The following is a 15,543-nucleotide window of genomic DNA, read 5'->3' as shown; positions in this document are numbered from 1 at the left end:
CTGGACCGCTTCAAGAGCATAAACGACCGCTTCGGTCATGCGGCAGGAGACCGGGTTCTGAAGAGCGTAGTGTCCGCCTTTAAAGAGCGGCTACGGAAGACAGACTGCCTGGCCCGCTGGGGAGGGGAGGAGTTCGTCATACTCCTTCCGGAGACCGGGGTAGAAGGGGCGGCCACACTTGCGGAAGAGCTGAGGCGGAAGTTGGACGAAATGGAAATCCCCAGGGTGGGCCGGGTGACGGCCAGCTTTGGCGTGACGGGCTACCGCCCGGGCGACACGGTCGACGCCGTCACGCAGAGGGTCGACGGTGCCCTCTACCGGGCTAAAGGGAACGGGCGGAACTGCGTATGTGTAGAAGGCCGCGAGAAACATATCTTTTCCGACCGACCTGAGCAAGTGGGAAAGTGAAATAAGTGCTCGGACGCATTGTGGCGGCTCGCTGTAGTTGCACTCATTTTTTCGGGGCGAAATCTCGAGTTCAAATGGGGTGAGCGTAATGCATTTAGTTATCCAAGGCCGGAACTTTGAAGTTCCACACAGGTTCCACCAGTACGCCGAGAAGCGGCTGAAGAAGCTAGAGAGGCTCCTCGACGACGAAGACATTGAGGTCCAGGTGACCGTCTCGGCTAACCGGGGCAGGTATACCGTGGAAGCGACCGTGTTTGTGGAGGGGTACATCATGCGCGGGGAGGAGACCGCGGAGACCACTCACAGTGCTGTGGACCTGGTGCTGGAGAAGCTCGAGAGGCAGGTGGAGAAGTACAAGACCAGACTGATCAAAAAGAAGAGGGCGAGGGCCGGCGAACGGGAAGAGAGGGCCGCCGGCCGGCCGCCGGAGGAAGGGGAAGAAAGGGAAGAGCAGAAGGTAGTGAAGGTCAAGCGGTTCCCCGTAAAGCCGATGACTGTGGAAGAGGCCATAATGCAGATGGAGCTCCTAGGGCACGACTTTTTCGTCTTCGCCAACGCTGAGACGGAAAAGGTGAGCGTGCTGTACCGCCGCAGGGACGGCCAGTACGGGCTTATTGAGCCAGAGCTTGACTAGAGGAACAGCTACGGGCCCTGCCCCCACAAATTTACCGCCGACAGCCCCCGCGAGGAGCGCCAAAAGCTTCCCCGGGGGCTTTTGCTTTCAGAGAAAAAAAGCCGTAGGAGAGCACAAACACCTTTGCCCCAGGAATTTGTGCTTGCTTTCACAATTTGGTTGCATTTGGGGGATAGTGAAAATTAAGGCTGGCATCTTTTCTGGGAGTATTACGTTGAGGGACAAGGAAATTGCGAGCATGATGTCGAAATTTTATTCTGATCACATATGGATTGCATTCGGGTCGGCATTCCCCGAAAAGGGTTCTTTAGCGTTAAAGCCTTTGTACTAGACGTAGCCCGTAAATAGGCCCGCAAATTATAGTCGAGAAGAGAGGGAGGGACATATTGGCTGGTGGCCGGAATACCTGAACTACGCGTGGGTGTGGGCTTCAGCGACGAACACGACGCCGAGGCCGCGGTACAGCGCGCTCTGGAGCAGGCTTTAAGCCGGACCGGACGACCCGCCCTGACGCTGGTTTTGACCACTGAGGGCTACGCTCCGGAAGAGGTGCTTGCAGGCGCCGTAAAGATGGTAGGTAATTCCCCGCTGGTGGGCGCGTGGACACCGGGTATTATCTTTGGCTTTGAAGTATGCGCCAGAGGTGTGGGTGTCTGCACTATCGGCGGAGAAGGAATAGAGGCGGTAACCCACCTGGAAAGGACTATATCCGCATGCCCCTTTGCCAGAGGTGAAAAAGCGGGCGAGGCTTTAATAGACAAAGGCGGAGAAAGCCCCGGAACTGTTTTGCTTTTTCCGGACGGATCCAGCGCCAACATCTCTGAGCTATTGCGGGGACTGTATAACGCCATGGGTCCGGACTTTAAGTATATAGGGGGAGGCAGCGGGGATAATTTGCGCTTCAACAGCACTTACCAATTTACCGAAGAAGGGGTAGGCAGTGATGCTATAGCCGCGGCAGTATTGAGGGGGATAAACTTTAACGTGGAGCTGGACCACGGGTGGAGCCCTGCAGGCGAGCCTTTTACTATAACCAGGGCGGAGGGCAGGCGAGTTTATGAAATTGACGGAGTTCCAGCCTTTGAGAGGTATACCGCTCTGGTCCGCAGGTGTACTCGAAACGGATTTCCTTACTACGGAATGCAATATCCTTTCGGTTTGCCCGCTGCCGGGGGAAAATTTATCATTCGGGACCCTCTGAAAGCAGAGGAAGACGGAAGCATTTTATTTGTTACAGAAATTCCAGAAAATACTATTGCTACTATCATGGAAGGGGATGCTGAGAGTCTCGTTGCAGCTGCCGGGAGGGTAGCGGAAAGTGCCTTAAATACGCCGGCCACTCCCAAGGTTCTTATCTTGTTTGATTGTGTCTCCCGCTATTTATTGCTGGGCAAAGATTTCTCCAGGGAAATGGAGGCAATAGCCCGGAGGCTTAAACCCGAAATTCCTGTTTTCGGGATGCTTTCTTTCGGAGAAATAAGCAGTGTCTCCGGGACTCCACTGTTTTATAACAAGACGATCGTGGCGGCCGCGGGGTGGTAGATAGTGTCCTTTGATGTTGCTGAGCTTTTGACCTTATACGAGATAGTAAATTTTTCCTTCCCGGAACGATACGAAGAACTGATACAGGAAATAGCGGAGAAAGGAAGCCGGCTTCTCGGAATACGCCGGCTGGCCATAATGGTTGATGAGGGCGGCAGGCTCATATGCCTGGGGAAATGGGGTTTTAGAAAAGGCGAGGATTTCGCCCAAAGAATCACGGATCCCGGCGAGAACGGGTTTGTTTATACGATGTCCCACGGCTTGCGGGGCTTAATATTTCTGGAAGCTTCAGCACGGATTTCCGGCCGAGAGAAAAGGCTATTCAACATTTTTGCCCGCCGCATCGAAGACGTAATTGCGCTTAAACAAATGGAAAGCAAAATAAAGGAATCCGAGCGGGAAAAGAAGACCATTTTGGACAGTATTCTGGAGCTGCTTATTTACCAGGATGCTGAGCACCGCATTATGTGGGCTAACACCTCAGCAGCAAAGTACGCGGGAAAAAGGAGTGAAGAGCTGACAGGCGGTCTTTGTTATGAGACATTGTACCGCAGGAAGGAACCGTGCGCCGGATGTCCCGTGGCAAGCGCTCTTAAGACCGGCGTGCCCCAGGAGGGCCTAGTGACGCCCCTCGAGGGCAAGCAATTTTTTGTAAGGGGTTACCCTGTAAAAAGCCAGAAGGGAATAATTGAAGGTATAGTAGAAGTATGTTTTGAGGTCACCGAACGGATCCAGGCGGAGGAAGCGTTTCGGACAATTTTCAACAGCGTCCACGATGCTATTTTCATACATGAACCGGAGGGGAAAATACTGGATGTTAACGAGACCATGTTACGCATGTACGGTATAGCCTCTAAAGAAGAGGCCGTAAAGTTGTCCATCGCCAGGGATTACTCCAGCCCGGACAGTCCCCTGGAACAGCTTCGCGAGTGGTGGAAAAAGGCGGTAGAAGGCGAAAGTCCACGGTTTGAATGGAAGGCCAGGCGGCCGGTGGACGGCACAGTTTTTGATGCGGAGGTGTGCCTGAAGAAAATAACTTTTGCGGGCAAAGAGGCGATACTGGCCACCGTGAGGGACATCACCGCTCGCAAACGCGAAGAGGAGCTATTGAGAAGTATTTTCGGGCATTCGCCTATAGGGATGTACATAGTCAGCAAAGGGAGATTTCGGCTGGTAAATGCCCAGTTTGAAAAGCTGTCGGGTTACTCTCAGGAAGAACTAATCGGAAGGGAAGCCTTGAGCCTCGTATACCCGGAAGACAGGGAGGCTGTGCGACGCAATGCCGTTAGGATGTTAAAAGGCATGGCGGCCCAGCCCTATGATTTCAGGATTATTACCAAACATGGTGAAATTAAGTGGGTCGAGGAGACAGTGGCTTCCCTGCAGCACGAGGGCCAGAGGGTGACACTGGGGAACATAATGGATATCACTGAGAAAAAAAGGTTTGCCCAGAAGCTGGAATATGTTAGCCTCCATGACCAGCTGACAGGTCTTTACAACCGCGCGTATTTTGAAGAACAGCTCAAACGCCTAGGTAAGAGCAATAAATATCCCATCAGCATAATAGTTGCCGATGTGAACGGCCTGAAGCTGGTCAATGATACCATGGGCCACCAGAAGGGCGACAAGCTCTTGATTGCTTGCGCTCAGATCCTTAAGAAGGCCCTGCGCCCTTCGGATATTGTGGCGCGGGTGGGAGGAGATGAATTTGTGGCCCTCCTGCCCCGCACCGATGAGGCTACGGGGTCGAATATACTGCACCAGCTGCGTTTATCCATTGAGCGATACAATCGAAAACATCCCCAACTTCCTTTGAGCGTCTCCTTCGGGATAGCTACGGCGTACAATTCGGAGGAGCTCTTAAAGCAAACCTATAGAAGGGCAGACGACCTTATGTACCGGGAAAAACTATACCTCGGCACGAGTGCCCGGAGCAAGATCGTCAATGCCCTGCTTGCCGCCCTGTCGGAGCGCGACCATTTGACTGAAGGGCACGGCAGGCGCCTGCAGCACCTGTGCCGGATCCTGGGAGAAAAGATGGGGCTTTCGCGGCAACAGCTGGCCAACCTTTCTCTTCTGGCTCAGGTCCACGACATAGGTAAGGTGGGTATACCCGACAGAATACTCTTCAAAAAAGGCCCCCTCACAGAAGAAGAATGGGAGATTATGCGCCAGCATCCGGAAAAAGGCTACCGGATCGCTCTGGCCTCACCGGATTTAGCGGGGATCGCCGACCTGATCTTAAAACACCACGAAAAATGGGACGGTAGCGGGTACCCGTTGGGCCTCAAAGGGGAAGAGATACCCATCGAGTGCCGTATTTTAGCCATTGCCGATGCCTTTGACGCCATGACCTCCGATAGGCCGTACAGAAGGGCTAAAACAGTCGAAGAAGCGTTGGAGGAAATACGCAGGTGTGCAGGCACGCAATTCGACCCGAAGCTTGTGGAGATATTTTTACAGGTGATCCTCACTAAAGAGGAGGTTTCGAAAGGGCAAAAGGTGGCTAATTAAAGTGGTTTGCGAAAGGCTATATCCTGAACGGCACGGTTGTTGCATTGGCCCCCTTACCGCTGGGGGGAAGGTGGAACTAGCCATGAGGAGGTGACCTGCTTGCTGTCTTTTCCGGAAAAGAGCATCTTGCTGGTAGAAGACTCAACCCTCACCAGGTTTTCCTCCAGGAGGGCACTGGAGGAGAAGGGCTACCTGGTGGACGAGGCAGCCACCGGCCAGGAAGCATTGGCCAAAGCCAGGGAAAAAGGAGAACCGTACGACCTGGTGATCCTCGACATTCACCTCCCGAGAATGGACGGCCTGGTTGTACTAGAGAACCTTAAAAGCCTGCCGGAGTACCGGTACGTGCCTGTTATGGTGGTGACAGTCGAAAGCAACGTTTCTGTAGTAAAGCGGGCTATAGAACTGGGAGCGGTGGAGTACCTCTGCAAACCCTACTCGGTAGAGGAGCTGGTGCGCCGGGTAGAGAAACTAATAGGCCCGGGTGCCAGGGGGGAGGTTGCTCCTGCAGAGCTGCTCCATAAAGTGCTCAGAAACGAGATCAACCGGGCGAGCAGGGGCGGACAGAAGCTATCCCTAGTTCTGGCCAGGTATGAAGGCCCCGGCAAAGGGAAGATAACAGAATATGCGAGGCAGGCAAGGCGGCGCTTGCGCGAAATAGATACCGTTATAGAGTTGAGCAAAAGCACGCTGGCGCTTGTCCTTCCCCTTACGGGGAAAGAAGGCGCTCAGGTGGTGGTAACGAAGCTGGCCGGGGTTTTCCCTGGGACGTGGGGCTACGGGATTGCGGTATATCCCGACAACGGGAGGGACGGGGAAGAACTCTACGCCTATGCCGAAGCTTCCTTAAAAGAGAGGTGGGAGAAGAAAAGCTCCGGCGGGCCGGGTCGGCAGCAGGCTCCCGACACTTAGCACTTGAAAAACCTCATTGGCAATAGGGGTCGGAGGTTCAATCTCTCCCGCGCCCACCAAGGACATCAAGGCCTCCGGAGATCCAGAGGCCTAAAAATTTACCCGCTCTGTGCTAGAGCCCAGTATATGGCCTTGCGGCCCACTCCCACAAGCTTCGTGAAAAACGGAAGAATGTGCGGCCATGGGGACGGCGTAGGGCGGGTATATTTGTACGGTTGACTCTCTAGGGTGTTAAAAGCAGGGAGGCGATGTTAAAGTATACAATGAGGGTCAGGGCGTCCACCACCGTGGTAATGAGGGGACTAGCCATAATAGCCGGGTCTATTTTCAGGCTTTTGGCTATCAGGGGAAGCAACCCTCCCACCAATTTGGCCAGGAAGACGGTAACCAGTAAGGTAAGGCTGACCACCAAGGCGATGAGGGGAGGGACGCGCTCCAGAAGAAGCAAGCGGACGAAGTTTACGCCGGCCAGGGCGGCGCCCACCAGGAGGCTCACCCCGCTCTCCTTGGCCAGCACCCTCCAGGCGTCCCGGGGCCTGAGCTCGCCCAGGGCCAGGCTGCGGATAACCGTGGTGGAAGACTGGGCTCCTGCGTTACCCCCGGTACCCATAAGCATGGGAATGAAGGCCGCCAGGATGACCATGCCCTGAAGCACCGTCTCGAAATGCTGGATAATGCGGCCGGTAAAGGTGGCCGATAACATAAGGGCCAAAAGCCAGAAAATACGGTTTCGGGCCACTACTAGGATATTCTGGGCCAGGTACGACTCCTCCGTAGGTTTAATACCGCCTATCCGGTGGAAATCTTCCGTAGCCTCGGCTTCTAAAACGTCCATGACGTCGTCCACGGTAATGATGCCTACCAGCCGGTTCTCCTGGTCTACCACCGGCATAGCCAAGAGATCGTATTTCTTAAAGAGGGCGGCTACCACTTCCCGGTCTTCGTGGGTTTTCACCGCCACGACGTCCCGTTTCATTAAATCCCTAACGCGGGCGTCCGGCCGGGCCAGCACCAAGTCTTTGAGGGTTACGGCCCCGACCAGGTGGCGTTCGTTATCGATGATATAGCAGGTGTAGATGGTTTCCTTGTCCGGCCCCGTGTAGCGTATGTGTTCCAGGGCCTCCGCCACCGTCATATCCTCGCGCAGGTCCACAAACTCGATGGTCATAATGCTGCCGGCCGAATCTTCCGGGTAATTAAGGAATTCGTTGATGAGCCGGCGCTCGCTCTCCGGCGTGCGCTGGAGGATTTTTTTAACCACGTTGGCCGGCATTTCCTCGAGGAAGTCGATTTTATCGTCAAAGGATAAGGCCTCTACCAGGCTTTTAAGTTCGTCCTCGGCGATCATCTGGGAGAGGGCGGTCCGGATCTTTTCCGAGAGGTAAGCAAATACCTCCACCGCCTTTTCCTTGGGCAGGAGCCTGAAGGCAAGAAGGCTGCACTTGGCATCCAGCCGGTTGAGGATGTCGGCAATATCCTGTACGGGGGCCTGAACAAGGTAGGTTTTGAGCTCTCGGTAGTTCTTGTTCTCAATCCACACGCGGAACAGTTCCACCGTACGGTCAAGGTCCTCTATCTTGCTTCCCCCTTCGAGGTAGGAGAGTCCGACAGGCGGCAGACGGTCGGCCACGATAATCCCCCACTTTTTAGTTTGCTGTATGGAGTTGTGGAATATAGCGAAGTCAGCCTTCGTGGGAGCGGGTCCACCGTACCACCACCTTTCGTCAAAAGCCACAATTTAGGAAAGCGGACATATCATAGCACATTGAGGAAAAAAGATCAACGAAGGCCATGTTAGAATTGTCTTTATTCCTACAATGGATTAGAATGTAGCTAGAGAATTAGCTGGCCATCCCTTTGAGGTGTACCGTTTCGGTTCTCTGGTCCTTATAGAATTAGCTTGAAAGTTTAACCTTTCGTTAAAAGGGGGCAACTTCATTATGAAGGCCTTTTCTAGTCCCGTTCCGGATGTAAAGGTTAGCCGCCTCATAATTAAGCATTACCTAAAGGATTTGGAAGAAGCTGTAACATCTGATGTGATAATAGTCGGTGCCGGCCCATCAGGCCTGGTTTGCGCGCATACATTAGCTGGCTGGGGTTATAAAGTCACGGTGCTGGACCGGAGGCTCGCTCCTGGAGGCGGTATTTGGGGAGGCTCCATGGGGTTTAATAAAGTGATTTTGCAGAAAGATGTAACTGACATACTTAATGAGTTTCATATTCCCTACGTCGAGGATGAAGGAGCTTTAGTAGTTCCTTCAGTGGCATTGGCTTCCGGCTTGATACTTGCGGCAGCTTCGCATCCTAATATAAAGCTCTTTAATCTCATTACTGTAGTGGACCTGCATGGTACGGGTGAGCGTATTTCAGGCGTAGTAGTTAATGACAGTGCCATTGAACTACAGAAACTCCATGTAGACCCGATGGTGCTGACTGCCAAGGCCGTACTGGATGCGACCGGTCACGACGCGGTCCTGGCCAATTTATACTGCAGCCGGATGGGTATAAGCGTTACCAAAGAGCATTTCATGAACGCGGAAAAGGGTGAAGAAGATGTAGTAGCTAACACCCATATGCTGGCTCCCGGGTTGTTTGTAGCAGGCATGGCCGCCAATAACGTCCGTGGCGGCTGCAGGATGGGACCGATTTTCGGCGGTATGCTGCTGTCAGGGAAAAAGGCGGCGGAGCTTATACGTGAGTACATTAGTTCTGTTGCACCCAATGCTTGTTAGCCCGTAAGGAGAGTATACCGGAAGGGCGGCCCTCGCTCTTTTTCCGAGGGCAAGGCTAGATAGCGGGTAAAATGTGCCAAGGGAGGTGCCCGTGCTGCCTGCCGGCAAGACTCTGGTATGGCACCTTGCGGGGGAAGCCTGGGCTTTATACACAGGTGACCCAGGTGCGGCGGAGGCGGCGAGGAAGGGTGGTCTCCGGAGGATGGCGGAGTATTATGACCTCAGAGAAGAGGGAAAATTGATAGCTTGGCAGTTTGTAGGACCTAAGGAGAAAGTCCTGGCCATAGCCGGAGGCACTAGTTACATACCTGTAGATAACATTGACCGTACGGGGGAACCCGGGCAGCATGAAAAGCAGGAGGAAGGGGGTACTACACCGGAGCAACTCCGCCTGTTTTAATTTTTTGCCTCGAACCTTGGAGAAATTATGAGGTATAATAATCCTGACAACCGAGTTTTGCGGACGGGTGTCGCAAGACTTAATAGGGAATCAGGTGAAAATCCTGGACGGTCCCGCCACTGTGACCGGGAAGCCAAGCGGCAAAAAGCCACTGTTCCCGCTTAGAAATGCAGCCGTAAGGGAATGGGAAGGTGCCGTAAGGTGATGATCCGGAAGTCAGGAGACCTGCCCGTCTCGCGTGTGGTTTCAACCTTCGGGGGAAAGGGGGCCACGCCATGTTAATGGGAGAGGGAATGTACCCCGGTCCGTCGGAGCGGGGTTTTTTATTTCGGTTGGTAGGTGGGCGTCTATAGCTACGAGGTGCCCTGCTATTGGAGAGGGGATGGTGAAAAAATGCATTTTGTAAAGGAGAACTTGCGGTTTGCCGCGGTTTTTATAGCAGCGCTGGCCTTGGGGATCTTTTTATCCAGTTGTACTACCCGGAAGGCCCCGCAGGTAAAGGAGCCGGGACCGGAAGGTAGCGGGTATCCCTTGACCGTGACCGACGGTATGGGGCGGGAAGTTACCTTAAAGGCGCGACCGGAAAGGTTGGTATCCCTATCGCCCGGTAACACCGAAATCCTTTTTGCCTTGGGCTTGGGAGGGAAAGTGGTAGGAGTGGACGACTACAGCGATTATCCTCCCGAGGCTGTAGATATACCCAAGATAGGGGGCTTTTCCAATCCCAATGTGGAAAAGATCGTAGCCCTTAAGCCCGATCTGGTCCTGGCCACCAATATGCACGAGGAGGCCGTAAGGAGGCTGGAGGAAATAGGAATACCCGTGGCCGTCGTTTCCCCCAAAACGGTAGAAGGCATCTTAGATAGTATCGAGTGGATAGGGAAGTTGACTGGTGCAAGCGAGGATGCTTCCCGCCTGGTGGCGGATTTGCGGGAAAGACTGGAAAAGGTTAAGGCTGTGGTAGAGAAGATACCTTTGGATAAGAGGCCGTGGGTCTACTACGAAGTCTACTCCGACCCTCTTATGACTGCTGGCCCCCAGACCTTTATCGGGCAGCTCATAGAGCTTGCTGGCGGCCGGAATATAGCTTATGACGCACAGACCGATTATCCCGAATTCAGCGCCGAAACGGTTATAGAGCGGAATCCGGATGTAATTATCTTTCCCCAGTGGCATGGTAGCGAATCCCTTACGGTGGAACGGTTAAAGTCGCGGAGCGGCTGGCAGGAGATCAAGGCCGTTAAAAATAACCGGGTTTTTGGCGTGGATGCCAATATTGTTTCTCGACCGGGCCCCCGGGTAGTGGATGCCCTGGAATTGCTGGCCGAAATCATTCATCCGGAGCTGTTTGGGGAACGAAACGGTTCATCGTCCTAGTAGGGAAAGGATAATCGGAAATGATTAAACCTCAGATACGTGCTGAGGCCTCCTCCGGAGGAAGGGGTGTACCCTTTGTGGCCCTGGAGCAGAAGAGATGGAGGGTCAGGCTTCTTATATTACTTCTCGTCCTTTTGCTGCTGGTTACCGCGGCGGTAGCTGTGCGGGTGGGGGCCGTTTCCGTCCCGGTAGCGGATTTATTGAGAATATTGGGAGTGGTGCCCGGCTCCCCTTCTACTTTGGACCCGGTAAAGAAGGCGATCATCCTGGAGCTCCGGCTGCCGCGGGTTGTGTTGGCCGCCCTGGTAGGGGCGTCCCTGGCCATGGCGGGTGCTGCCTTTCAGGCCCTTTTCCGCAACCCCATGGCCGATCCTTACGTCATCGGGGTGTCTTCCGGTGCCTCTCTGGGGGCAACGGTGGCCATGCTGCTTGCTGTAGACTTTCGATTTCTCGGGGTAGGGTCCGTTCCCGTGCTCGCTTTTGCCGCCGCGCTGGGTACCGTATTTCTCGTCTACCAGCTGGCGAAAACGGGTAGCGTTGTTTCTATTTTTACCCTGCTCTTAGCCGGAATAGCTGTAGGTTCTTTTTTGTCGGCTATTGTTTCTTTACTGGTGTACTTCTCCGGTGAACGGCTGCACCAGGTGGTTTTCTGGTTGATGGGGGGTTTCGGCGGGGCCAACTGGCTTTATGTCCGTACCGCCCTACCCTATTTTGTCCTGGGGACGGGAATGATCGCCTTCTATGCCCGCGAGCTTAATCTTCTCCTTCTTGGGGAAGAGACGGCAGGCTACCTGGGCGTTGAAGTGGAGAGGGCGAAAAAACTACTTTTAACTGGAGCCAGCCTCCTTACGGCTACCGCCGTTTCCACCAGCGGTGTAATTGGATTTGTAGGACTTATTGTTCCCCACGCCGTTCGGATGGTTGCCGGTCCCGACCACCGCTTCTTGATCCCGGCTTCTGCCCTGGCGGGTGCCACCCTCATGGTGGCCGCCGACGCCCTGGCCAGAACGGTTCTTGCCCCCACGGAACTCCCCGTAGGATTGATAACGGCCCTGGCGGGGGGACCTTTCTTCCTCTATGTACTGCGCAACCGTAGAAAAATGAAGTTCTTTAGTTAGGGTAGGTGGAGGTTTTGCCTCGAGTTCTTCTGGATGTCCATGGCATCACTTACAGCTACGGTTCTGTCCCGGCCCTGGCCGGAATCACCTTTCAGGTGCAGCCGGGGGAAATGATAGCCGTAATAGGGCCCAACGGTTCTGGTAAATCCACCCTTCTAAAGTGTCTAGATCGCGCCTTGCGGCCCCAGAGAGGGGTGGTCTTGCTTGACGGGCGGGATCTATGGGACTATTCGCGGCGGGATGTAGCCCGGCGGATAGCCGTGGTGCCGCAAGAAACCGTAACGGAATTTGATTTTACGGTGGCGGAAGTCGTTCTTATGGGGCGGCAGCCCCACCTATCCGGACTTATAAGGCGCGAAAGCCCCCGGGACCTGGCCGTAGCCCGGGAAGCTATGGAGCTTACCTCCACCCTGCACCTGGCGGAACGGCCGGTGTCCAGCCTGAGCGGGGGGGAAAGACAACGGGTCATCATTGCCAGGGCTTTAGCCCAGGAACCCGAAATTCTCCTCCTGGATGAGCCCACATCCCATTTAGATATCACTTATCAGGTGGAAATCTTAGATTTACTTGTCTACCTCAACCGCATCAAGAATATATCTATCATAACGGTTATTCACGATTTGAACCTGGCCGCTCAGTACTTCCGGAGGGTGATCCTTTTAAGCGGGGGCAAGATCGTAGACGTCGGCCCCCCAGAAAAGGTTATTACTACGCCGAAGATAAGGCAGGCTTACAATACCGAGGTTCTTCTAACCCGACATCCCGGGAACGGGCGCCTTTTTGTGACCCCGTTGCCCCGGAAAAGCGTGGAAATGATGTCTGGTGGCTTCCGGCCTACGGTTCACCTGGTAGGCGGGGGAGGGTCCGGGGCCGGTTTAATGGAGGCCATGTTCGTTCGGGGCTGGAAGGTTACGGCCGGCGTGCTAAACCGTGGTGACCGGGACTGGGAGCAGGGGAGACTTTTGGGAATCGAGATGGTAGAAATACCCCCCTTTGTTCCCATCGGGGATGAAGCCCATCAGCAAAACTTAACCCTTATGAAAAAGGCGGACTGCGCCGTTTTGGCTAGTGTCCCTTTCGGTCAAGGAAATCTCCGCAACCTTTACGCTCTGGAAGAGGCCTTGGCGGGCGGCCTGCCCGTATTTCTTTTAGACGAAAGCCCCATTGAGGAAAGGGATTACACCGGAGGAATTGCTACCGAGGTCTATAGGCGTATGATAGGTAAGGGCGCCTGCTTAGTACCGAGCGAGGTATCTGCGCTAGAGGCTATCCAAAAACGTTTTCCCCCAAATCGGGCGTTATCCAGGTGATGTAGAGCTTTTGAGGGAGAAGGTGGCTGAAAGAGTAAGAGGGGGTGTTTTAGTGTCCATTAAGGGGATGTCTTTTTTCTGTTCTTGGAGCGGGGGCAAGGATGCCTGCCTGGCCTTGTATTATGCCATCCGGGAGGGCGGGAAGCCGCAAGCATTATTTACTACCCTGGCGGAAGGAGGAAATAAAACCAGGGCTCATGGCCTACCCTTAGACTTGCTCCACCGGCAATCCGCTTCCCTTGGCATTCCTTTAGTTACCCGGGCAACCTCGTGGGAGAACTATACCGAGCTATTTATATCGGTCATCAGGGAGTTTAGGTAACAGGGGATTGAGGCGGGTGTCTTTGGTGATATTGATCTTGAAGGTCACCGGGAGTGGGTGGAAAACACCTGTGCCTTAGCGGGCATTGTTCCTTTCTTGCCCTTGTGGAAAAAACCTCACCGTGAGCTTTTAAAGGAGTTCCTGAGCCTGGGCTTTAAAGCCACGATTATTGCAGTTAAAGCTGGCGTTCTGGATAAGAATTTTTTGGGGAAAACCTTAAACGAGGAATTAATCGGGGAGATGGAGCGCTTAGGGGTAGATCCCGTCGGCGAGCAAGGGGAATTTCATACCGTAGTAACCGACGGCCCCATCTTTTCCTTTCCTCTTTCACTGGAGATGGACGGCCAGGTATTTTGTGATGGCTATTGGTTTCAGCGAGTGAAGGTATCTCCGGCGCCTTCTGGTAAGACCGGCCGGTAGGTTCTGCCCATATTAAAAACGCTGTGGGTTGGCGGTAGGACCGAACCACCTTAAAGCAGGGGCACCTGTGGGGCGCTTTTATGGTGAGGGAAGCCAACTCATGATATTGACCATGGAGGAAAGACATGGAAGATATTATCTTGGCCATTATCAATCGGTATGGCTATATCGGCGTATTCCTGCTTATTACCCTGGAAAACCTCTTTCCACCCATACCTTCCGAGGTAATTTTAACCTTTGGGGGATTTATGACCACCTTTAGCAGCTTAAAGGTAGAAGGGGTTGTCCTGGCTGCCACTTTAGGCTCGGTTTTGGGGGCTATGATCTTGTATAATGTGGGCCGGATGCTAAGCATCCCCCGTCTGGAAAGGCTCCTTGAGAGCAGATGGGGAAGAATGATGGGGTTAAAAAGAGAAGAGGTTAGAAAAGCGGTGCAATGGTTCGAGCGGTACGGCGGCCCGGCCGTTTTCTTATGCAGGTTTGTGCCCATTGCCCGGACTCTTATTTCCATCCCGGCAGGAAGCTCGGGCATGAGGCTAGGAGTGTTTTTGCCCTTAACTGTGCTTGGCACCCTCATTTGGAATAGCCTTCTCGTTTACCTCGGCAGGCTGGCGGGCCAAACTTGGGAAACCGTTGTCGCCTACTTTAATTTCTATTCCCTGATGGCGGCCGTCCTTTTCTTAATCGCCGCCCTGGCGGGGTTAATTATTTTGTTAAGGCGTAGATTTAAAGTATAATGGGCCCCAGTAGGGCTTTCTTATCGTGTACAGTAAAGCAGTGTAGAATGATCCCGGACAGGGGTGCTAGCCGTGGGAGCCGTTTTTAGCAGCGGAAGGAACGCACCTACCTATAGCGACTGCCTTAAGGAGCCGCTGTACAAGTACGACTTTCCCAATTGTTGCGACGGCCGGGACCTTCTGGCAGCGGTGAAGGATGAGTCCGTCCCCTGTGTTTTCTTTGATCCCCAGTACCGGGGCATCTTAGATAAGTTGGCTTATGGTAATGAAGGGCAAAGCCGCGGGAGCAAACGTTCGGCTTTACCCCAGATGGATGAAGCCACCATTAAGGAGTTTATAGCGGAGATAGCACGGGTGCTTATTCCGACCGGTCACCTTTTTCTGTGGGTGGATAAGTTTCACCTGTGCGAAGGGGTTTCTGGGTGGATGCCCGGGAACCTTTGTATTGTGGACATGATCGTTTGGGACAAACAGAAAATCGGTATGGGCTATCGCACCAGGCGGCAGTGTGAATATCTGTTGGTCGTCCAAAAGAAACCCTTACGGGCTAAAGGTGTCTGGGCCGTACATGATATACCCGATGTATGGGCAGAAAAACCCAGTGACCTTCACGCCCATGCCAAGCCGGTCAGGCTTCAAGCTCGGTTAATAGAGGCGGTAACCAACCCAGGGGATGTGGTAGTAGATCCGGCGGCGGGGAGTTATTCCGTTTGGAAGGCAGCGCAACTTGTGGGCCGCAGGTTTTTAGGATGCGATATAGAACACTACGGGGTTTTACCCTAGGCTCCTTGGCAGCCATACTTTTAAATTTATTCTTCAACGGCCGCAGGAAAACAGATTCCCTATCTCAACTTTGGGCTAGCAGCAGGGCTGATTATTGTTAGGATAACCCTTCTATGGCCCGTAATTCTCCTAGTCGCCGAGGAGGATTGGGCTGGGCAAGCTAGCTCAGCTCGTATTAGCACCTAAGTGCGGCCCTGAATACCAGATAGGGGGCCGCATCTCTTCACCTTCCAGGCAGGTAAAATTAAAGCCTCCGGATCCCCGGAGGCTTTAATTTTCCTTGGTGGAGCTAGGGGGATTTGAACCCCCGACCTCTTGAATGCCATTCAAGCGC

Annotated in this window: 13 protein-coding genes, 1 pseudogene and 1 riboswitch; of the genes and pseudogenes, 13 read left to right on the top strand and 1 reads right to left on the bottom strand. The window is 53.7% G+C overall.

Annotation, left to right across the window (positions count from 1 at the left end; translation table 11 throughout):
• The 5 genes from L5656_RS07080 to L5656_RS07060 all read left to right on the top strand — a co-directional run.
• On the top strand, positions 1 to 408 hold a 408-nt coding region (locus L5656_RS07080), incomplete at its 5' end, for a GGDEF domain-containing protein (protein ID WP_297201071.1).
• A gap of 88 nt (positions 409 to 496) precedes the next feature.
• A complete protein-coding gene (gene hpf / locus L5656_RS07075) occupies positions 497 to 1,042 on the top strand; it encodes a ribosome hibernation-promoting factor, HPF/YfiA family (RefSeq protein ID WP_297201069.1) in 546 nt (181 codons plus the stop codon).
• A gap of 393 nt (positions 1,043 to 1,435) precedes the next feature.
• Positions 1,436 to 2,584 carry an FIST signal transduction protein gene (locus L5656_RS07070; protein WP_297201067.1) on the top strand — a complete coding sequence of 383 codons (1,149 nt, stop codon included), beginning with the start codon at positions 1,436 to 1,438 and terminating at the stop codon, positions 2,582 to 2,584.
• Between the two features lie 3 nt (positions 2,585 to 2,587).
• Positions 2,588 to 5,098, top strand: a complete 2,511-nt coding sequence (locus L5656_RS07065) for a PAS domain S-box protein (protein WP_297201064.1) — start codon at positions 2,588 to 2,590, stop codon at positions 5,096 to 5,098.
• A 99-nt stretch (positions 5,099 to 5,197) separates the two neighbouring features.
• A complete protein-coding gene (locus L5656_RS07060) occupies positions 5,198 to 6,010 on the top strand; it encodes a response regulator (protein ID WP_428849300.1) in 813 nt (270 codons plus the stop codon).
• A gap of 223 nt (positions 6,011 to 6,233) precedes the next feature.
• Here the strand turns inward: L5656_RS07060 and mgtE are convergent, their stop codons facing one another.
• On the bottom strand, positions 6,234 to 7,565 hold the full coding sequence (gene mgtE, locus L5656_RS07055; protein ID WP_428849301.1) for a magnesium transporter: 1,332 nt from the start codon (positions 7,563 to 7,565) through the stop codon (positions 6,234 to 6,236).
• Between the two features lie 385 nt (positions 7,566 to 7,950).
• Here mgtE and L5656_RS07050 point away from each other — a divergent pair, with 385 nt between their 5' ends.
• From L5656_RS07050 to L5656_RS07015, 8 genes and pseudogenes are all read left to right on the top strand, one after another.
• The gene (locus tag L5656_RS07050; protein WP_297201054.1) at positions 7,951 to 8,742 is read left to right on the top strand and encodes a sulfide-dependent adenosine diphosphate thiazole synthase; all 792 of its coding nucleotides are present in this window, start codon (positions 7,951 to 7,953) and stop codon (positions 8,740 to 8,742) included.
• 91 nt (positions 8,743 to 8,833) lie between these two features.
• The gene (locus L5656_RS07045; RefSeq protein WP_297201051.1) at positions 8,834 to 9,142 is read left to right on the top strand and encodes a hypothetical protein; all 309 of its coding nucleotides are present in this window, start codon (positions 8,834 to 8,836) and stop codon (positions 9,140 to 9,142) included.
• A 49-nt stretch (positions 9,143 to 9,191) separates the two neighbouring features.
• Positions 9,192 to 9,389: riboswitch (cobalamin riboswitch) on the top strand.
• A 146-nt stretch (positions 9,390 to 9,535) separates the two neighbouring features.
• A complete protein-coding gene (locus L5656_RS07040; RefSeq protein ID WP_297201048.1) occupies positions 9,536 to 10,519 on the top strand; it encodes an ABC transporter substrate-binding protein in 984 nt (327 codons plus the stop codon).
• Positions 10,520 to 10,539: 20 nt separating this feature from the next.
• On the top strand, positions 10,540 to 11,637 hold the full coding sequence (locus L5656_RS07035) for a FecCD family ABC transporter permease (protein ID WP_297201045.1): 1,098 nt from the start codon (positions 10,540 to 10,542) through the stop codon (positions 11,635 to 11,637).
• Positions 11,638 to 11,651: 14 nt separating this feature from the next.
• Positions 11,652 to 12,947 (top strand): ABC transporter ATP-binding protein, encoded by a 1,296-nt coding sequence (locus L5656_RS07030; RefSeq protein WP_297201042.1) that lies wholly within the window; start codon positions 11,652 to 11,654, stop codon positions 12,945 to 12,947.
• A gap of 67 nt (positions 12,948 to 13,014) precedes the next feature.
• Positions 13,015 to 13,689 (top strand): annotated as a pseudogene (locus L5656_RS07025) (diphthine--ammonia ligase).
• Between the two features lie 125 nt (positions 13,690 to 13,814).
• Positions 13,815 to 14,426, top strand: coding sequence for a DedA family protein (locus L5656_RS07020; protein WP_297201039.1), 612 nt, complete (start codon positions 13,815 to 13,817; stop codon positions 14,424 to 14,426).
• Positions 14,427 to 14,561: 135 nt separating this feature from the next.
• A complete protein-coding gene (locus L5656_RS07015) occupies positions 14,562 to 15,209 on the top strand; it encodes a DNA-methyltransferase (protein ID WP_366018063.1) in 648 nt (215 codons plus the stop codon).
• Positions 15,210 to 15,543 lie beyond the last annotated feature (334 nt).

It is taken from the genome of Thermanaeromonas sp. (assembly GCF_021890735.1).
Classification (GTDB): Bacteria; Bacillota; DSM-521; order Neomoorellales; family Neomoorellaceae; genus Thermanaeromonas.
The sequence above is the reverse complement of the archived record's forward strand: the minus strand, read 5'-3'. Positions and strand labels throughout refer to the sequence as shown.